The organism is Chlorogloeopsis sp. ULAP02, from assembly GCF_038404745.2.
Classification (GTDB): Bacteria; Cyanobacteriota; Cyanobacteriia; order Cyanobacteriales; family Nostocaceae; genus Chlorogloeopsis.
Window position 1 is genome coordinate 1 of record NZ_JAYKTT020000002.1, and the last position, 21000, is coordinate 21000.

Annotated in this window: 15 protein-coding genes; 4 read left to right on the plus strand and 11 right to left on the minus strand. The window is 41.5% G+C overall.

The features are described from left to right. Positions 1-327: 327 nt before the first annotated feature. Both U2718_RS02185 and U2718_RS02190 read left to right on the plus strand, forming a co-directional pair. Positions 328-831, plus strand: a complete 504-nt coding sequence (locus U2718_RS02185) for a YbjN domain-containing protein (RefSeq protein WP_341994633.1) — start codon at positions 328-330, stop codon at positions 829-831. 28 nt (positions 832-859) lie between these two features. Then, on the plus strand, positions 860-1603 hold the full coding sequence (locus tag U2718_RS02190; protein WP_341994635.1) for a biotin/lipoate A/B protein ligase family protein: 744 nt from the start codon (positions 860-862) through the stop codon (positions 1601-1603). A gap of 294 nt (positions 1604-1897) precedes the next feature. Here U2718_RS02190 and hemB read toward each other — a convergent pair whose 3' ends face one another. The 5 genes from hemB to U2718_RS02215 all read right to left on the minus strand — a co-directional run bounded on the left by hemB (position 1898) and on the right by U2718_RS02215 (position 6860). Further along, the gene (gene hemB / locus U2718_RS02195; RefSeq protein WP_341994637.1) at positions 1898-2944 is read right to left on the minus strand and encodes a porphobilinogen synthase; all 1047 of its coding nucleotides are present in this window, start codon (positions 2942-2944) and stop codon (positions 1898-1900) included. A gap of 46 nt (positions 2945-2990) precedes the next feature. After that, positions 2991-3731, minus strand: a complete 741-nt coding sequence (locus U2718_RS02200; protein ID WP_341994640.1) for a metallophosphatase — start codon at positions 3729-3731, stop codon at positions 2991-2993. A 158-nt stretch (positions 3732-3889) separates the two neighbouring features. Next, positions 3890-4702 (minus strand): metallophosphoesterase family protein, encoded by an 813-nt coding sequence (locus U2718_RS02205; RefSeq protein WP_341994642.1) that lies wholly within the window; start codon positions 4700-4702, stop codon positions 3890-3892. Beyond that, positions 4699-5490, minus strand: coding sequence for a GTP-binding protein (locus tag U2718_RS02210; protein ID WP_341994644.1), 792 nt, complete (start codon positions 5488-5490; stop codon positions 4699-4701). The genes U2718_RS02205 and U2718_RS02210 overlap by 4 nt, the downstream gene beginning before the upstream one ends. A 128-nt stretch (positions 5491-5618) precedes the next feature. Further along, positions 5619-6860 (minus strand): FAD/NAD(P)-binding protein, encoded by a 1242-nt coding sequence (locus U2718_RS02215; protein ID WP_341994646.1) that lies wholly within the window; start codon positions 6858-6860, stop codon positions 5619-5621. A 96-nt stretch (positions 6861-6956) separates the two neighbouring features. On the opposite strand from U2718_RS02215, the gene U2718_RS02220 reads away from it, so the two are divergent. Next, on the plus strand, positions 6957-7373 hold the full coding sequence (locus tag U2718_RS02220; RefSeq protein WP_341994648.1) for a Fur family transcriptional regulator: 417 nt from the start codon (positions 6957-6959) through the stop codon (positions 7371-7373). A gap of 103 nt (positions 7374-7476) precedes the next feature. Here the strand turns inward: U2718_RS02220 and U2718_RS02225 are convergent, their stop codons facing one another. From U2718_RS02225 to U2718_RS02250, 6 genes are all read right to left on the minus strand, one after another. Then, positions 7477-9051, minus strand: a complete 1575-nt coding sequence (locus U2718_RS02225; RefSeq protein ID WP_341994650.1) for an HlyD family efflux transporter periplasmic adaptor subunit — start codon at positions 9049-9051, stop codon at positions 7477-7479. 365 nt (positions 9052-9416) lie between these two features. After that, positions 9417-12410 (minus strand): peptidase domain-containing ABC transporter, encoded by a 2994-nt coding sequence (locus tag U2718_RS02230; protein WP_341994652.1) that lies wholly within the window; start codon positions 12408-12410, stop codon positions 9417-9419. Positions 12411-12562: 152 nt separating this feature from the next. Continuing rightward, entirely contained in the window at positions 12563-13429 is an 867-nt protein-coding gene (locus U2718_RS02235) for a calcium-binding protein (protein ID WP_341994654.1), read from the minus strand. A gap of 199 nt (positions 13430-13628) precedes the next feature. Then, positions 13629-15446, minus strand: a complete 1818-nt coding sequence (locus U2718_RS02240; protein ID WP_341994656.1) for a pentapeptide repeat-containing protein — start codon at positions 15444-15446, stop codon at positions 13629-13631. A gap of 28 nt (positions 15447-15474) precedes the next feature. Continuing rightward, the gene (locus U2718_RS02245) at positions 15475-17547 is read right to left on the minus strand and encodes a glycosyltransferase (RefSeq protein ID WP_341994658.1); all 2073 of its coding nucleotides are present in this window, start codon (positions 17545-17547) and stop codon (positions 15475-15477) included. Positions 17548-17906: 359 nt separating this feature from the next. Beyond that, the gene (locus U2718_RS02250) at positions 17907-19220 is read right to left on the minus strand and encodes a calcium-binding protein (RefSeq protein ID WP_341994660.1); all 1314 of its coding nucleotides are present in this window, start codon (positions 19218-19220) and stop codon (positions 17907-17909) included. A gap of 1334 nt (positions 19221-20554) precedes the next feature. Between U2718_RS02250 and U2718_RS02255 the strand changes: the two genes are divergently transcribed. Further along, positions 20555-20992 carry a hypothetical protein gene (locus U2718_RS02255; RefSeq protein ID WP_341994662.1) on the plus strand — a complete coding sequence of 146 codons (438 nt, stop codon included), beginning with the start codon at positions 20555-20557 and terminating at the stop codon, positions 20990-20992. Positions 20993-21000 lie beyond the last annotated feature (8 nt).

The following is a 21000-nucleotide window of genomic DNA, read 5'->3' on the forward strand; positions in this document are numbered from 1 at the left end:
GGGGGCGCTTTTTAGTGTAATTGGCAGTGTAACTTAACTGGAAAACGCGATCGCCTTCATCGCCTTCACAGCCCTCATAAACTCTCTGTGCTCTCTGTGCCTGTGCGGTTCAAATTCCTACTAATGGCTCAAACATAGTCCCAATCATCTGCAAGGAAGAGTCAATGATATCTGACGAGTGACTGATGAAGATAAATCTGGAATTAGGCAATTATTAGGGATTAATAACCATTAACGATGTAACAATCTGCCTTACGTTTCTCACCTTCTTTGCTCCCACAGTATAAAGTAGGTGTGGATAAATCACAATTTGGAGGCAAAATCTGTATGACAACCTACCAACCCGATCCAGAGACAGTTGCAACTGAATCTATATCAACTGGCGAACTCGTCAATGAAATGCTGGCAGGAACCACAAGTATTAACCACGTAGAAGTGATTGAAAACGTCATTGATACCTTAGAGCAAAATGACAGCGCTATGGTTAGCCATCCGTCAGAGGGTGGTTATTTGTGGAAATTTACCTATGGCAGCGTAGAAGTATTTGTGCAACTAACAGGAACCACAGATGAAGATACTATTACAGTCTGGTCTTCGGTGCTAAAGTTACCTGCTAAAGATGAACCTAAGTTAATGCGGCAACTATTAGAAATGAATTGCTCTAGCACCTTTGAATCCCGTTTCGGTATTATAGAAGATCAGGTGGTTGTGATCGCAACACGTACCTTAGCGGAGTTGTCTGCTACTGAAGTTTCTCGCTTAATTACCATTGTGGCAACAATCGCCGATAATAACGATGATGCTTTACAATCAGAATTTAGCATGGCTTAAGCAATTTAAAAAGGGGTCTGCTGCATAGATGCACAGCAAGCAGATTTGGCGACTAATTCCGTTCTTAGAAGCCGCTGGCAATGTACAGATGGCTATTGACCGTTGGTTGTTAGAACAGCACCTTTCAGGACAGCATCCTCCAAGTGTGCGGTTTTATACTTGGTCGCCACCTGCTATTTCTCTTGGCTATCACCAACATAAATATCCTGAACATTGGCAGCATCTGGTTTGGCAGGGGAAAAAACTAGATTTAGTCAGGCGTCCTACAGGTGGTAGGGCGGTTTTACATCAAGGTGATTTAACTTATGCTGTAGTAATATCTGGATTAAGTGGTAATCGCATAGAGATTTATCAAAAGATTTGCGAGTTTTTAATTCAAGGATGGCGTCAACTTGGCATAGATTTGGATTATGGAAGTGCTGGACGAGGTTACATCCACAACCATAATTGTTTTGGCACTGCTACTGGTGCAGATTTAGTGACAGCAGATGGTTGTAAGCTAATTGGTAGTGCTCAATTGCGACGCGGTGGAGCAATTTTGCAACATGGTTCCATGCAATTGCAACCTGATGCAAGCTTGTTTGCTGAAGTATTTGGAACAGAAACTTTTACCTCCGTACAAATTTCTCAAAACTTGAGTATTGAAAAGATTATTGCAACTTTGATTGCTGCTGTTAGTGATTCTTTTGGTATTGATTTGTCTGTGCAACCACTCTCTCAGCAGGAGTGGGAGGCAATTTTGATGCAACCAAGTTGGAATGTTGGTTCATAGTTGATTTGATAAAATACCACGGAAAGGGTTGGAGAATGACCACAAATCGAATTTCTCAACAAATCATTGCCATGGGTGGTGGAGGGTTTTCAATGGAACCTGAATACCCGCTGCTGGATACAAAGAAACAATATTAAAACCAATATTCTTGGGAAAAAGCTAAGAGAGACGTGTCATGACACGTCTCTACATGATTTATGCGTATTACGATTAATGTGAAATAGTATCAGTTAGGGCTGTAATTATCTAGTTTTGAGACAAAATTTTGACCACACTCATCAGCAAACGCCTGTATCAAATATTAGAAAATAAGTTTTTCGGCTGCAACATTAGTGCTACTTCCTTGGCAAAGTAAGTCAAAATCAAGTCAGCACCAGCCCGTTTCATGCTGGTTAACGTTTCTAAAATTACTCGCTTTTCATCTATCCAGCCATTTTGAGCAGCAGCTTTAATCATAGCGTACTCTCCACTGACATTATAGGCAGCAACAGGTAAATGTGTATAGTCTTTTACTTGGCGGATGATATCTAAATATGCCAATGCAGGTTTAACCATGACTATATCTGCGCCTTCTTCAATGTCTAAGGCAACTTCCTTAATAGCTTCTCTGGCATTAGCTGAGTCCATTTGGTAAGTCTTCTTGTCACCGAACCTGGGAGCAGAATCTAAAGCATCCCGAAACGGGCCATAATATGCAGAAGCATATTTTGCTGAGTACGCCAAAATCCTTACATCCACATATCCTTCTGCATCCAGTGCTTTACGAATTGCTCCGACTCTGCCATCCATCATATCAGAGGGTGCAACCATATCCGATCCTGCTGCGGCTTGCGCTATGGCCATTTTCACTAAAATTTCTACTGTTGGATCGTTGAGGATCATGCCATTTTCGTCTACTATGCCATCGTGACCGTGAGTAGTAAATGGGTCAAGGGCAATATCGGTAATTACTAGGATTTCTGGCACGGCTTCTTTGATTGCCTTCACGGTTCGCTGTACTAATCCATCTGGGTTGTAGCTTTCGCTGCCAGTATCGTCTTTCTTTGCTTCCGGGATAACTGGGAACAAAGCAATGGCACCAATACCCAATTGATGCAATTCTGCTATTTCCTTGAGTAATAGATCTAAAGTATATCGATAACACCCAGGCATGGAAGTAATTTCAACTTTCTGCCCTTCTCCTTCCATCACAAACATGGGGTAGATCAGATCGTCTACAGTCAAGATTGTTTCCCGTACCATGCGACGCAAGGTAGCACTGCGACGCAGGCGACGGGGACGATAAATCAGGCTAGTAGGAGTAGATGTGGTGTTATCAATGGTGAGATTTTCTGACGACATGGAATTTAATTATGATTGCTAACTTAAATTATAATGATAATCGTTTTCAAACAAGATTTTTTACTCCAAAACCCTTACTTGTTCCGTATCGTACAGTCCGAAATTCCACGTGATTTGTACTGGGGTTGTAGAGAGTATAAGTTGCTTCTCCTGGGGTGCGCCCAACGTTGCCTACCCCAATAATTTGACGTGGTGTGAGATTGACTGTTTGGGGAGATGCTTTACTGTCAAGGGTTGTAACTCCTGCGGTGATGGAACCTGTTTGCAGTTGATATTGAAAAGTTAAACCAGAACGACCGCAAAATAAATTATGAGCTTGCATCCGCATGAGGCGATCGCACATGATAATTGGAGAAGTTTCTGGGGTGAGTTCCTCATCTACAGATATAGTTGTGCCATGAATTAACAAACAATCCAGTTCAAAAAACCCAAAATCAAGACTTCTAATCCATTGCACAGTTTGACGGGAGACACACTCCCACAGCAATTTAACGGTTTCTCCTCCATATTTTGCCATCAACTCAGTGGGTTCACTAATTGCACCAAGTCCGTGCAAAATCAAACACTGTTCTTCCCACCATCCTTTACAAACCAATGCTTCTAATTCTCCAAACTGGGGTTGACGTATAAGTTCTACTAACTGTTCAGATTCTCGTGTTGGCCCCACTATATCGCCAAGAATATATAATGCTTCAATTGAACGAATTTGACGCTGAATATCTGCCATTACTGCTTTATAAGCTGCCAAATTACCTTCAATTCCACTTAAAATTGCCCATTTATTCATAAATAAAATAATTTGTTCTTACTAACCACTAACTACTGTACGGGAGGCAGCGCGCCCTTGCGGGTTAAGCGCGTTGTAGCGACTGCCGTGCGCGTTTAAAAGATAAATTATCCGTTTTAACGGCAAGATTATCAACAAAACCCGCCCCTACTAACCCATCACCTAGTACAAATATGAGTAGGATCGTCAGCCCTTTCTGCATATTCCAAACCATGCGCTAAACGCCAAGCAAAAATAGCAGGTAAGCCCTTTTCAATAATTGCTGCACAAGTTTTTTGGTAATTATAGGGTATTTCTCTGAGTGTTACTGCTTGAGTATTAATATCATAAATTACATAAGTTGCATGAGGACGCCCATGCCGTGGTTCTCCGACTGAACCAACATTAACTATCTGCTTTCTTGGGGCATGAAAGCTTTTTTGCTGTTGTTCTTTTCCCTTAATTTTAATACTAATTTTTAACTTGACTGCATCTAATGTACGAACATAAGGTACATGAGTATGTCCGCAAAATAGAACATCTGCACCTGTAAAAAGAACTCTTTCTAGTGCTAAAAAAGCATCTATTTCTGGTAATAAATACTCGTGGTTGCTATGGGGACTACCATGAACAAAAGTAAGGTTACCTTCACGTAAACTATAGGGTAATTTTGTGAGAAAATCGCGGTTTTCTGAATTAATTTCTTTGTTTGTCCACTCGTGAGCTAACTTGCCACGTTTTTCAGCTATTAATGACGGATAACTACACTCACAAGCATTTAAGCCCTCAACAATATCTTCATCCCAACAACCAACACAGGTGGGAATATTTAACGAGCGAATTTTTTCTACTACTTCATTAGGATAAGGGCCGTAGCCAACTAAATCTCCAACGCAAAAGATTTTTTCGGCTTTTTGTTTATCAATATCTAATAAGACTGCATCTAAGGCTTCAAGATTGCCGTGAATACAGGATATGACTGCAATTTTCACGCTTGTGTCTCCTCCAGTAAAGTTTCTTTTACCTGTTGTTGGTAATGCAAAATTGCAGCTTCAGATAAACAGCAATCTTCCAATGTTTGTCGCAAGGAAGCTTCATCTAAGTTATTTCCCAGCACTTCTAAACCACTAAAACTTTGAGGTATACCATCTAAATGACGAGGAAGATCTAATTCAAGAAAATCTGTGGAAGGAACACCCGCCACAAAATCAGCGTAAAGCGATCGCCCGTCAGGAACGTTAAAAATTCCCTTGGCACGGGTAACTGTTCCGTAAGCACCGTGGGTGATTTCGTACCACAACTCGTGTAAACTATCTTCGTCTATAACTTGACCTGTACTGGATACCCGCCATAATTTAGTTTGGGTAAAACTGGTTTGGGCGTCTGCGCCGATAACAATCTCGTTAGCCCAGACATGGTACTCAGAATCTTGGAGGTGTGGCGGCACAAGGGCAACAGCATGGTAAGTTAGGTTATCTAATATTTGGGCGATCGCGCTCAATTCTAAATAAAAGCCAAGTTCAATATAGACAACATTTGCTACTGCTAAGTGCTTAAAAAACTCAACCTCTTGTCCATCGCTAAACACTTTAACTTTGGGTAATTCCGTCGCCAAGCGCGTTTTATCGATGGGAACATTGCCCACACCAGGGCTGAAATACACTATATTTTTATCTCCAAAGCGAAATTTCTCCTCTTTATTAGCTAGCTGTTGGTAAATCCAGGTAGTTTTGCCACACCCAGCCAAGCCGGTAACGACAGTAATAATTGGATTGCTCATAAATCAGACTCATAAATAATCATTGGCGATAAGTAGTCAAAATCTTTGTAGAGAAGCGATATATCGCGTCTGGGCATCCGGATTCATACCACGATTCAGCAATACCGAATTTATTAATGCCCTATCCCCTATGCACTTCTAGAATGGGAAAGCGCGATTGTTGGCTTCACAATTGCTGGAACAATCTTCTCACTTGCCATTCTCGCACCAGATAAATTTCGCGCAGTTGGCCCGACTTGTAAAGCTGCTAACCCACCCATTAAGAATAATTCACAACCCGGAACGCGCAAATATTCATCCAAAACTGGTAATCCCTTAACTATCTTAATTGGATATGCTTCTAAAACTTCTTGTAATAAGACCTCAGATGTAACATCAAATTTTGTGCCGGTAGAAAGCCAAATTCTACTATACTCATGCTGACTACCATCACTGCATTTGACTCGCCAATTCTCACCCATCCACTCAGCCTGAATTACTTGACAGTTTTCATCAATCCTAAGATTACCACTACGTACTTCTCGTCGCAGTTGCATAGCGATCGCTGGTGTCATGGAACCACCATTACGAGCTTCTAAAATCATCGCCAAGCGCTTCTCGTAATCTTGTTCTGCAAAAAATTCTTTCAAATATTTTGGCCCCAACCAACCTGGTTCGGCATCAAATAATTTTTGTTGTAAATGTCGCCGCATTATCAAGTGGACTTTCGCACCACGAGAAATAGCACCCACTGCTAAATGCCCGCTGGTTAAACCACCACCCACAATTAATACTCTTTCACCTGTGAGACGTAATTTACGTAAATCCACTGAATTTGAGTGACAAATTCTATCGTGCGGATATTCTACTTCTATCTGAGTAACCCAGTCGGGAATTTGCAGTTTACAGTTACCCGTTGCCATTACTACCCGCCGCAGCATAATTGATTGCCCATCTTGCAACCACAAGCGCAGGCGGGGACGAAGGGGATGAGGTAAAGGCTGAATCCGTGTTACAGCCTGGGGAATAACTTGCTGTTGTAATGAAAAGCGGCAAATTACATCCTGACAAAAATCTTGGAATAACTGAGTTCCCGGCAAGTCGTAAGGAGGAAATAACTCACCTGCACGAGATTCAGCAAATTTACGCAACGCAAATGGGTTGGGATCGGGATGATGTACGGCAGGAGAACGCAAATGGGGAATTTCTAAAGCAGCAAATTGATGCTGCCAGCGAGTTATCCACTTGCCACTGGGGTCAAACACCAAAATTTTACCCCGCATAGTTTGCCGTTTTTGCAGCAAGTGGGTTACCAATGTTAAAGCATGAGGCCCGGCACCGATAATTGCTATGTCAGTTTTAGTAGGCAAGGATGGTCGAGTGTCTTCCATCTCTATAAGATTGTGATTATGATAATAATTATCATAATCATAGTCTTGATAAAATTGTAAAGCCAGTTCTTTAGTCGTTACCTACTTTTGTTGTGTATGAGCAGTATTGGTGTAATATCTCGACTAACTCGCTATCAGGAAAGCATTTTGGAATTTCTAGAAAAACTTGAGACTCCAATTTCTGCTCAAGATTTGTATGTGCAACTGCGCTTATCTCATCAACGCTTGGGGTTGGCAACTGTTTATCGTGCGCTGGAAGTATTGAAGTTAAGGGGATTGGTACAAAGTCGTACCTCAGTTAAGGGTGAGTCTCAGTATAGCTTGGTGCAGCAACATCAGCACCATGTTGTATGTCTGCAATGTGGTAAGTTAATCCCCGTAGAGGCTTGTCCTGTTTGCGAACTAGAAACGCAATTATGTCAGTCTCTGTCGTTTAAGATTTACTATCACACCTTGGAGTTTTTTGGCTTGTGTGCGCCTTGTCAGTTGGAAGTTCCTCAATCTTTAGAATAAGACTGGAACTAACTGAATACTGAGTGAATTAAGTTCACACTCCTATACAGTGGACGAGGGAAATCTTTCTGTTTCAGGCGTTTTTGAAGATAAAAGATGTGAATTAACGTACTTCTTTGAGGCTTTCAATTTGCTTAGTAAACAACTCGGTGAACAAACTGATAACTGAACGTTGTTCACGGATTTTAATATTGGCACTAATTGACATTCCAGACTGTAAAGGTATATTTTTATCCTTAACTACTAAATATTGTCTATTCAAGCGAATTTGAGCTGGAAAGCGATAATAAGGATGTGTTTGATCTGGAGGTAAAGCATCGGAAGCAACACTAATTACTTCTCCTTTAATATCACTAAATTCACTAAAAGGAAAAGAATCAATTCTGACATCAGCCTTCATACTTTTACGGACAAAACCAATATCTTTGTTAGTAATGAAAACTTCAGCTACAAATTTATCATTGGGTACAATTTGCAGAAGTTTTTGGGTAGAATTTGCCACAAATCCAGGAGCTTTGGCTTGTAAATCGAAAATTGTGCCACTAACAGGAGCGCGAAGTTCTTGATATTTAATATTTACTTCTGTTTGAGAAATTTTGCTATTGATATCTGCTAGACGCTTTTCATTATCCAGCAGTACTTTCGTAAACTGGCTATCAATTTCAGCAATACGTTTTTTATTATCAGCTATTTTATCTAAGATATTTTTATCATAAGTAGCGACTGTGTTAGTTAATTTTTCTTGACCCTGTTCAATTTGATATTGAAGTCGTTTCTCTTCTTCAGCTAGTTGTGCAATTTCTGCTTTGAGATTTTGAACTTGTTGTTGCTGGTTGAGATATTGCAGCTGAGAAATGCCTCCTTCTTCTGCAAGAATTTGCAGTTTATTTAAAATTTTTTGTTGAATAACCAAACGGTCTTTTGTATCCTGGATTTTGATTTGAGTTTGAACAATTTGTTTGTTAATTTGTTCAATATCTAATTTTGCAGTTGCTGTTCGAGAATCTAATTCTTTTTTAGCAGCTTGGAGGCGTTGTTGTTCGTCCACTCCTAGTTCTATATCTGTAGTCGAATTTTTTAACTGAGTCCGCAATAATTCATTTTCTACAACTAACGCCGCCCGACTTTTGAGAAGAAAAGCAGATTCTTGTGGCAGTTTACTACGTAAAAATTCCAACTCCGATGCGATCGCTGAACTGGCATTTAGCAATTGGCGATAAATTTGATTTTCTCTAACGATCTCAGTACGAATTTTCTTGAGGGAATTTAGTTCAGCATTGGTGGTGGTGGAATCAAAGGTTAGCAGTAAATCTCCTAATTTGACCTCTTGTCCATCTTTAATATGCACCTCTTTTACAACTCCACTCACTGGGGCTTGAATTTCTTTTACAGTTCCTTCGGGTTTTAACTGCCCAGTTGCAGGAACTACTTGTTCAATTTTGGCAAAATAAGTCCAACCAATTCCAAAACAAGCCAAACCAATCAAACTCATCATAATGGTACGCGACCATATTGGAGATTGGCGTAATACAACCGATTGCTCAAAGTTATATTCTTTGTCATGTTTTGCATCAGTCGCAGGTTTCCCAAAAGATTTTGGTTGTGTAGATGTTAGTACTCGCGTATTTTGTGGTACGTTGCCGTTTTGATGCTTTCCGTTTTGAGAATTACCGTTCATAGAAAAAGGGGATAGGGGATAGGGAATAGGAGACAAGAGAGCAGAGGAGTAGGGGAGCTTCAGGTGCAGAGGGGGAGAATAGCTACTAATTACTAACCACTGTACGGGCGAGTTTAGAAGATAAATTATCAGTTTGAACGGCAAGATGATCAACAAAACCCGCACGGCAGTCGCTACAACGGAGGGAACCTCGACGCCAGTTGACGCCAGGTGCTACAACGCGGGGAACCCGCGCAACGCACTGGCTCCTTTATGCCGGGGAACCCTTTCGCCAGTCGCCTGCGGAGGGAAACCCTCCCGCAGCGCTGGCTCACCACCGCACTGGCTCCGCAACGCGCTGCCTCCCCTACTAATAAATGACTAATTTATAAATTCACTTCTTGTTGATTATATAGATAATAGTAATGACCTTTTAAAGCCATTAATTCGTCATGACTTCCTTGTTCTATGACCCTACCACTATCCATGACTACAATCATATCTGCATGTGAAATAGTATTCAGACGGTGAGTAATACAAAATACTGTACTCTCCTTAAATGCTTGCGCTAAATTTAGACAAACTTGCCGTTCTGTAGGATAATCTAAGGCACTAGTTGCTTCATCTAAAACCAGTAATTTTGGTCTTTGTAAAACCGAACGAGCAATGGCAATTCTTTGTTTTTGTCCGCCTGAAAGTCCAGCGCCTCGTTCGCCGACTCGCGTATTATAGCCGTTAGGCAAGCTCATAATAAATTCGTGAGCGGCTGCAATTTTAGCAGCTTCAATAATTTCTTCTGTTGTTGCTTCGGGATTTGTCAAAGCAATATTTTCTTGTACTGTACCGTCAAATAACAGTGTCTCTTGCGGAACTACTCCAAGTTGTCGCCGCAGAGAATAAAGTTCTACTTTGGTAATATCATATCCATCAATTAAAATTCTGCCAGCTTCGGGTTCGTATAACCTGAGTAGTAACTTCATCATCGTACTTTTACCCGACCCGCTTTGTCCAACAATTCCGATAAATTTTCCAGCAGGAAAATTAAGATTGATATTACAAAGTTGTAGAGAACCACCCCTATTAAAACGGAAGGAAATATTTTCGTATTTTACATTTCCCGTAATTGCAGGTAAGGAAATATTATCACGGTCTTGTTCCGCTTCTTGGGGAGTATCAACAATATCACTTAAACGTTCTAAGGATAAAGCTGTTTCTTGGAAATTTTGCCACAGTTGCCCTAATCGCAATACTGGACTGGTAACATAACCGGAGATAATTCTAAAAGCGATTAATTCCCCTAAAGTTAATTCTCCTTCTAGTACCAAATATGCTCCTACCCATAAAATTAACAAGCTACTTAGTTTATTGAGAAAGTTACTAGTTGAATTAGCGAGGGTAGAGGTAATAACTGTTTTAAAACCAGCCGTGACATAACTAGCATAACGTTCTTGCCAACAGAAGCGCGATCGCAATTCAATATTTTGAGCTTTGACTGTTTGAATTCCTGACATTACCTCAACTAAATATGATTGAGTTTGAGCATTACGTTCGGCTTTGGTGCGTAATTGTTTTCTAATAGTGGGAGAAGCAATAGAAGTTATGATGATAAATACAGGAATTGTGGCTAAACCAACCAAGGTCAGTTGCCAACTATAAATTAGCATCACGACAATATAAATCACTGAAAACAGAGCATCTAATCCTACAGTTAAAGCCGTGCCTGTGAGAAAGGAACGGATATTTTCTAATTCATTGATGCGAGTGGCAAGTTCTCCAACGGGTCGGCGTTCAAAATAACGCAGTGGTAGCCGGAGTAAGTGGTCAATAATTTCTGACCCCAAACCCATGTCAATGCGATTGGTAGTATCAACAAATAAGTATGTCCGCAAAGTGACAAGTACAGCTTCAAATAATCCTACAACTAATAGTAAAGCTCCTAAAATATGCAGAGTATTAATACTATTATTATTGATTACCTGGTCAATAATTAACTGAATAACAAGTGGGTTTGCTAATCCTGCTAATTGCACGAAGAAGGAAGCAATAAAAACTTCTAAAAGTACGCGCCGATAGCGGGATACATAAGGAAGAAACCATTGCAAACCAAAGCGTTGTTGGGGTGTTTCTTTGGTAGGAGAAAGTAGCAACACCCTGATTCGAGGCGGATAATTTTTTTCCTCAATCTCTAATTTGGTAAGCAGTTCAGCAGGCTTGTAGTGCTGGATTCCCTGAGATGGTATGCCTACAACTATAGTGCGATCGCTTGCTTCATACAGCACTGCATAGCTATCACCGTAACCGATTAGTGCAGGAGTGGGAATACGCGTCAGGCGATCGCACGGTAGATCTACTAATTGCGCCTTAAGTCCAATTAATTCCGAAAGATAAGCACATAATTGAAATGATATTGTTCCCTGACGGTTGATTTGCTCAGTTAAAATGCGGCGAACTACCTCACGACGAAATGGCATTTCCAAATATTTCGAGATCATTTGGAAACAGGCAATAGCTGAATTTAATTGTCCCTCGGCATGAAAAAACGGATATTTTCTAATTTTGCGGTCACTAGGTGCTTTTTTGGGCTGTGACAATACTAATTCTTGATCGAGTGCATAGGGGATCTCAAATTCATTAGTTATCTCCCCATTGCGATCATTAATTTGATGATTGTTTAAGAGCGTTAAATCAGACGCACACAAACCAACCAAACGTACAGGACTTTTCCCTTGTACTGCAACTATATCTTGAACATTATTGAATTCTAAGCGAGAACCACAAGAAAAATTATTAACTGTTCCGCCGCTGCTGATAAACCAGATGCTTTCGCGATCCAGTTGACGAATTGGTGTTTTTCCTAAAGGAAGGTAATCAACTTTTGCCTGAGCCAAAGCATTCTGAGCAATTTCTTTGAGATTTATATTACCTAAAGCTTGTACCTTTGACTGTGCAGCAAGGATATCAAAAACTTCCACTAAATGACTGGTGTATTTGCGAACCTCAGCCAAAGCCGGATAAAAATTAAGCAAGCGTAAATACTCTTGTGCATCCAATGTTAAACCAATAACTTCTGTAGAAGCGATCGCACTCTCGCAAGCAACCCCTCGCAACAAACTTATTTCCCCAAGCATAGCCCCCGGTTGCAACAACTTTAAAGTTGTTGGCTTTTGCGTACACGGATCGTGTGCCAATAAACGAGCTTTTCCTTCATAAATGATAATGACTTGCTCAGGAATTCTTTCTTGACCGATGATCTTATGACCTAAACGATAACGCAATGGTTGGAGTTTTTGTGATACATCAGCAAGTACCTCACTTGATAATTGCTCAAATCCAGCAATTTTAGCGAGAAAATCTTGAAAAGTGCTTTTAGTATAAGTCATATCAAATTAACAGGAGTAGGGACTAGCTCTGCGCTTTCTGTGTCTGTGCGGTTAATAAAAACCAGAGGTTACAGAGGAAATAAAGACGAGAATTTGTTGCTTGAAACAAAAAGGGTATAGTTAGTAATTAAAAAGCTCAAATTTGCTGGAGTTCAGCTTGTCGCCAAGCTTACCTGTTGCCCAATCAGACTTAAAAATCCCGTGCCAAAATGTTGAATCTCTAAAAAACTAGCTTGTTCTGGAGCAGATTTATAAACTCGGAATGTCTTCATAATTCCTAAGGTTGCAGCGCTTTCGAGGGGACTAACAAAGCTGATATCCCGATCCAGAAAATAAGGCTGGCTAACCCAATTAGCCATTTGATTGGCATTTAAAAAGTAGCAGCCAGCATGAGGGTTAAGGGCGCGACGAAATGTAATTGGCATTCCCATGATTTTGCCTTTAAGTTCTGGTTGCTCGTTTACATTTTGAAAAGGTGCAGTAACTCTTGCTGCTAAATCACCATCAATGTAGGCTTTGCAAGTCAGGTTGTGGATAGAAACTTCATAGCGATTAGGTTGCAGCAAACTCAAATCGCCTGCTTGCTGAGTAAACCAGTTTAATTTGCTAAAAAACCAAGGATCGTGGAGGATCAAATCATCTTCAAGGAAACAGTAATAATCATAATCACCGAGATAATCTCGTAGTACTGCCTGGCACTCAAATCCCAAAAGTAGGGGTTCTACTTGAGTGGGATGGTGTTTGTAGAAATGGTAAGGTACAGCCAGTTGATTGAGGAGATGATTATCTTTGGTTGTACAGATAATAATGTCCAAATCGTAAGCTTGCGGTTGATTAGCACAGAAAGCCAATCGCTGTCCAATATTGATAATGCTTTGAGATCTACCAAATAGTTGATGCAAGGCAGACAAACTTTGAGTTAGCGCCAATAGGCGAGATTGGGGATCTTTCCTCTGGGAGGCGTGCTTACCCTTGCTGTCAGGATTAAAAAAGTGGGCAATGGTAAAAAGTATTCGCATTGAAGTTACAACAGAAAGCAGGAGGCAAAAGACAGTCACGATGAAACTTGTTTCATTACCAGGCATGAAAAAGGTATTTTCCCTACACCCTCTTTCAAGTCAAAGGTAAAGAAAGGTTTTTTCAGGTGGGCATTGCTGACAATCTAAAAATTTTGAGTAAATCCTAAACAATGCCCACACTACTAATTGCCGTAATTATTTATACAACAACAATGTCATTTCTAGTAATCGCAGGATTGTTAGAGAGTCTAGCTATCTCTACCTGGGAAGTACTACCAGTGCCATCTGCATCAAAATAGAGCGCACCATTGCTTGTGTCGTAGATAAAGCGATGTGAAGCATTGGTCGCCGATGAGCCTAAGTGGAATTGACTATCTACAAGTACACCAAGCTGTAACCCACTGCCAAATCCAGTAGCAGAAATATAGATAGTATCATCAACTACAGAAAAATCAGTGATGGTATCAATTCCTTCTGTAGAGGCATTGAAAATAAAGGCATCAGCACCAGCACCGCCAGTCAGAGTGTCATTTCCTGCACCGCCAATTAAGGTGTCATTTCCAGCACCACCAAATAGTGAGTCAGCACCTAAACCTCCGTCTAGATAATCATTACCTCCACCACCAATTAAGGTATCTAATCCAGCATCACCAATCAGGGTGTCTTGTCCTGCACCACCAACTAAGGAGTCAGCACCTAAACCTCCGTAGAGAGAATCATTACCTGCTTCACCAAGAAGAATGTCATTGCCTGCACCACCAAAAAGAGTGTCATTTCCATCTCCACCAATCAGAGAATCAGCACCTATACCTCCGTCTAGATAATCATTACCTGCATTACCAAAAAGGGTGTCGTTGCCGTCATTGCCAAAGAGGTTATCGTTGCCATTTGTTCCGGTGAGGTTGTCGTTGCCTGTGGTTCCGAGATACAAACCAATTGCATCAACTGCGATCGCACCAGTTAAATCCGCTCCTATAAAAGTGGCATTGCTGAAATTAACTTTAGATAAATCGGCGTCAATCAGCTTTGCATCAGTGAAATTTGCACCAACGGCGATCGCATCGGTCATCTTCACACTACTTAAGTCAGATCTGGTGAAGTTGGCATTGGTGAAGTCGGCTTTAGATAAGTCAGCGTTAAGGAGCTTTGCATCAGTAAAATTTGCGCCAACGGCAAGCCCATTTAATAAAATTCCTTCGGCGTTGGCTTGAGTGAAGTTTGCTCCACTCAAATCGGTGTCATCAAATTTAGCGCCAGTGAGGTTTGTGATCGTCACGGTGCCATTGGTAGCTACATGAGGACTAAAATCAGCACCAGTCAAAACTGCATCATCTACCAAAAAGCCACTTAAATTAGCACCGCGAAACTTAGCATTGCTAGTTTGACCTGGTTCGAGTGGGGCATCACTGAGAGAAACACCACTGAAATTAGCTAAATCAAAAATAGAGTTTCGCAGAGTAATATCTGTAAGTTTTGCTAGTCGAAAATCAGCACCAGTTGCATCGACATTAACTAAAAGAGTGGCTTCAAAGTCAGCTTCTTCTAACTTGGTATTCGTCAGATTAGCTCCTGTCAAATCAGCAGCTTTGAGCTTGGCTTTATATAAATCAGCTCCAGTAAAGTTAGCACCTCTAAGATTTGGGCGTTCTGATTGTTCACCACTGAGATTAGCTTCCCGCAAGCTCGCATTCGTCAGATTGGCGTTTGATAGGTTAATGAATTTCGTATTGAGCAGGGACATATTCGCCCCTCTGAGGTTGGCACCACTGAGATTGACGTTCTCTAAAGTCGCTTTGAAAAAATTCGCTGGTTGGGAAAAGTTGTTATTAGGGGCAAAAATAGCACCAGATGCATTGACGTTGAACCACTTTGATTCTTCAAAGTTAGTACCTCTGAGCGCGGTATTAACAAATAAGACGTTTGTGAGGGTGGCTTTAAAAAAAGTGGAACCATTTAGGTTTTGTCCGGTAAAGTCGTTGCCCACCAAGTTTTGTTCGTTAAAGTTGAAAGCTGGCATATTGTGAACCTAAAAAAATTAAATTTGTTTATGCTAGTTTTTGTGCTTCTATCGCTTGAGGCAAAAAAGCTTGCTGTTGAAGTTGTTCTTTTAACCAAGAAGAAAAAAGTTCGTTGAGTAACCGTTGGCGCATGGGTTCGTCAAGTCTTGCTGGCAGAAACTTTTCTAACCGCACAATTACCCACCAATCTCCGATGTGGGTTGGAGGTGATATCTGTCCAGGTTGGCTGATGGCGAGAATTTGGGCTAGTCGAGGATGGGGTGTACTCATGGCTACGGGGCCCATTAATCCACCAGTTTCAGCCTCGGAACCTTGGGAGTATTGCCTTGCTAATTCAGCAAAAGTTTGTTCGCCTTCTAGGAGGCGGAAGTAAAGTTCTTGAACAGCAGCTGCATCGCGATGGCGAATGAGGGAGTAGACAACCTGATCAAGTTTTGGCTTGAGTTGGCGGAAGTGAGATTCTAATTTACTACCCCAAGTTAGTTGCTTAAACTTCTCGATTCTCAGGTTCCGGGTTGCTAGGTTTAAAAATTGTGTTTCAGTCATATCCTGCTGCTGCAACCATGCTTGGCGTTCAGCCTCGGATTTTAACTGATGCTGTTGGCATAATTCTTGGCAACACTTGGCTTGTTCTTCGCTTGTGCAACTAATCGATGCGATCGCTTCATCAATCACAAGTTCTTGCTGTAACTTTGGTAATAGTTGATACCTAGCTAACAGAGGAAGAATTTCTTCATTTTTTACCTTGCGGCTTTGAAGTTGTAACAGTGTGGCAGATGTGAGCGATGACTTTTCTGTATCGTTGTGTTTCCCCTTTGACCCATTGTTTTGAGTAATGGCTACCGACTCTAGCTTCGTTCCCTCCCACGGAGAAACTAGTTTGCCATTGTTATCTTCTTGCTGTTGTATCCATTGCAAATGCTGGGGTAATAGTTGCGATAAGTCATAACGCTCTAGAATGGTTTGTCTTGCCTTAGCCCTGATCCCAGCCATTTGATCTGGATGTTGAAGGGCTTCTTCTATGCGATCGCATATTGCCTGGGGTGAAAAGAAGTCTACTACTAAACCGTTAACGCCATCTTGAATCACCTCAGTCACAGGCGCAGTTCTCGAAGCGACCAGCAAGCAACCTGTTGATAAAACCTCCAACATTGACCAAGATAAGACAAAAGGACGGGTAAGATAAACGTGTGCCGAAGAAGCTTGGAGAACTTGCAGATATTCTTCGTAAGGTAGCCAGCCTGTAAAATGAACTCGGCTCAAGTCGAGATCATATTTTTCTAGCATTGCCTCTTTATAGGTTTTGCCATCACCTAGAGGCTTACCATAGGCGACTCGATTTTCTCCAACAATAACTACATGACAGTTGGGGCGTTTTTCTTGGAGTAGGGCAACTGCCTCGATAAATTGGGGAAATCCCCGGTAAGGCTCCATACCTCTTGCCACATAAGTTACAAGTTCTTCAACGTGAAAAAGGTCGAGATTGATGCGGGGGAGAACTAACTTTGCTCCTGGTTTAGGACGAAAAAAGTTAGTATCAATGCCATCATGAAGTACAGTAATTTTACTGTGATATTCTAGAGGGAATTGCTGACGTTGCCAATAGGTAGGAGAAAGACCGCGATCGCAACTATATAGATCCTGCAAAATCGGAGCATTTTTAATCCGAATCCGGGCTTCGTCATCAGCAGTGAGTAACTCGGTAGGATCAAAGTCGGCATCAGTGCCATGAGCATGATAAAACCACTCAAAGTAGCACAATAATTTGGCTTGGGGGAAAGCGTCTTTCATCAATAGAGTTGGCCCCCAACCAGAATGACCATAAACTACATCTGGAATAAATCCCCGTGCCTTGAGTTGTTCTGCCATCCGATAAACTGCTTGACCTTGAAGAACGGCGTTTTCTAAGGGTCTGACATAGTGGTGGGTTTCCGGGCGCGCTTCTCGTTTAGGAGTATAGATAGCTTTGGTCACACCAGGCAAGCTACCATCACGACGAGTAGTACCAAAGACGACTTGGTTTTGGTTATCTCTAGCCAAAGCTGCTGCCACATGACGAAATTGGGCAGGAAAATTAGGGTGTAGAAATAAAATTCGCATCGCAATATTAGACTTCTTACAGAAGCCAAGTAAAGGGACAAACTTTAAGCTCTAATCTTGTCCCGTCTTAAAGTTTTTGCACCTCAGCTAAACCATATCTGGTTTGCAAATTTCAAATTTCTGCAACTCTTGCGGCGAACTAGTTGCGCTGGTTAAGCGTTCTAGTATTAATTATCTTGCTATTTGGCTCCTGCTATCCCCCGGTAGGGGACAACAGGAGTAAAATAGAGACACAATCCGAAGAGTAGCTCAGTAAGTTATGGAGACTCTGTAGCTGCTCTGTTAGGTTTGGGGTAACTTGTCAGACGTCTTTTACTTGGCTGTTTCCCAAGTGAACTACCTGGCTAGTTGCCCATTTTTTAACTAACAAAATCTGCCTCTGTGATTAAGCTGGGATTTACTCCAACTAAAGTTGCGAGGATTTCGCCTGTAGCAGTATCTGTGAGTACAGTATTATTACCGCTACCAGTAATTGTCAGTGCCTCAAATCCTAGTTCATACTCTAGGAAGTCGATACCGTCTTGGAAGTCAGTGATCCTGTCGCCTTGAGGAGCAGGTACTGGTGGGTCGCCAGGATCTGGTGCTTCAAATCCCGTGGCTACTAACACAAATACGTCACTGCCAACACCGCCAGTCAGCGTATCGCCGGCAACTTGACCTTCCAGGTCTTCTCCGCCGGAGAGGGTGTCATTGCCAGCCGCGCCTAAGATCCGATCAGCACCAGCACCACCATCGAGGAAGTCATCGCCAGCTTGACCATTGATAAAGTCATCGCCAGCAAGAGATTCAGTTCCCTCGCCGTCACCTAAGATGGTGTCATTACCACCTCCGCCTAAGAGGGAGTCAGTGCCTTCTCCACCATTAATCAAGTCAGCTTCAATTCCGCCAGTGATTGTCTCTAAGCCAGCACCGCCCAAAAGAGTGCTGGGGCCTGCTCCACCATCAAGGATGTCGTTGCCGTCACCACCATCGAGAGTGTCAGCACCGTCACCTCCTAAGAGGGTGTCATCACCACCATAGCCATAGAGAACATCATCGCCATTTCCACCAACGAGGGAGTCATTGGCACCAGCGCTTAAGCTGTCAGCATCACCGTAAAGGGTATCATTGCCATCTCCGCCCAAGATAGTGTCAGAGCCAGGCGCACCCAAGGTGTCATCACCTTCAAGAACATCATCACCAGCTAATCCATTCAGGAAGTCATTACCAGATCCGCCTTCAAGGGTGTCACCTTCAGTCAGGCTATTGCTACCAACCAGCGAATCATCGCCAGCCTCACCGTTAACGAAGCTCTTACCATCAGGATTATTCGCAATTGTCAGATTGTCATTGCCAGCTCCGCCTAACAGAGTATCCTCGAAGCCACCAAAGATCCAATCATTGCCAGGGCCACCATCTAAGAGGTCTTTGCCATCAAGAACGTCGTTGGCGTTCTGCCCGCCATAGAGGGTGTCAGCACCGTTCTCGCCATATAGAGAGTCCTCGCCTGCATCCCCAAAGAGTCTGTCGGCACCGTTTCCACCAAATATGGTGTCTTTATCATCTCCGCCTCGGAGTAGATCAGCACCGCCGAGACCAAACAGTTCGTCTTCACCGGCAAAGCCTTGGATTGTATCAGCGTTATTGGTACCTTGCAGGGTATCCTTATCCGGTGTTCCGTTGATTCTTGCCATTAACTAATCCTTGTTTTCAAACAAAATTTAGCTAGCTAACTTGAACGTGCTAGATACACGATTCCAAGTCTTGCTAATTGGTTGTTGCAACTCTCACCATTTCCCCTCTCCCAAACTTAGGAGAGGGGAACCAAAGGCATGGTGAGAACATATAGTAGGAAATCATCACACAGACTCCCCATCAGATCGCAATTAAGCATTTGCACGCATCCTCATGACAATTTTTGACCTGCCACCTTGTTAAGATGAGGTTTTTTAAGCAAGTTGCAGTTTTTACAAAGCAATGACAAAATCGACTAAAAATAAATAACTGTTTGACAATAGTTATTTATTGTTCTTTAGCCACAAAGATATGAGAGACACATCTCTCCAATTTTTTCGGGAAAGTCGGGAAAGATATATAATATCTTTATGGTTTGTAAGGTTTTCTAGGCTATTAAATATGGCTTTTCAGCTTTTGATACGAGTTATAAGGTAGTATCTCATAAAATTACGAATTTCTCGTTAGAGCAACTAAAACCCCAGATTGCTAGCATTCAAAACAATCTTGGTCTTTCAGAAAAAACGGTAATAAGCCAGGATTTAACTGCACAATTCAAAACATTGCAATTGCATAACTCAAGACATCAAAACCACAACCAGAACAGCTGTACGCCACCCCGAACATCTGAAATCACAGATTTGATGATATAAGTTTTGTAGTTTGATAAACTTTTAACACAAGCATTATTTTATCCAATTATGTTATCATAATTAGCCTCAATACTCTAACCTTAACCGCAAGACAAAGTCTTTCAGTCAAATTAAATTTAACTTTTAGCAGTGCTTAAGATAATTATGTAGACTATTTGTAGCATTATAATTTACATTTGGATTATTAAAACCTATGTAAAAAGTTTGTTTTATTAGGGCATATTTTGTGTTTCTTGAATCATGAGAATATTCTCATACTAGTGGCAAAAGTTGTCAATGTACTTTACTTGGATGTTTACAAGAAAGCAGATAACAGTATACAGATTATTTATATAATAATAGATTATTACAGTTTTTTATCTATCTAAAGATAGTTGCGTGCTTTTTTATTCTGTAGGCTTTGCTCGGAACTAGCTTAATTGATGTAGAAAGCATAATGAATCTAAATGTGTAGTGATATAAAGATTATTTGTTAACTATCTATAGATAGATGTATTTTTATTAGACATAAGCATTTGTGTAATTGATATCTTACCGTGGACAGAATTTAGAGATATGTGTCAAACCTGATTAACATCATCTGTGAGAGGTTGAGGTAGTTGCATTAATGTAGAATTGCACTAGACGGCAAAACGAAGCTTATGAAGTTTTTCGATACGGTTGCCATTGTTTGCGATTCTTCAATGCTTGCGCTTGCGAATACACTTCGTGCCTTCTTAGAGCAAATGTGTCTGCAAGCAAATTTGTACCACCTGATACAACATCAACAAGCGATCGCCTTCTTTGCAGATCAGGCGTGCAAGTATGAGTATTTGGTTCTCTGTTGTCACGGCACAGGCAGCGAAGTATCAGAGATGATGATTCGGATTGATGTGAGTAAACAAAAGGACGGCAACCCAGAGCGTGATGATGGATGGGAAAGAGCTGTTGTAGCGCTACGCCCCTCAAATATTCCGCAATTGCTTTATAATTTCAAAGGTCATATCCTTTCGCTGGGCTGCGGTTCTGGGCGTGAACCTTTTGGCAAGGCGTTCTTGGCAGCTGGATGTCAAAAAGTCCAAGATAGCACCCTGAAATAAGTGAAACA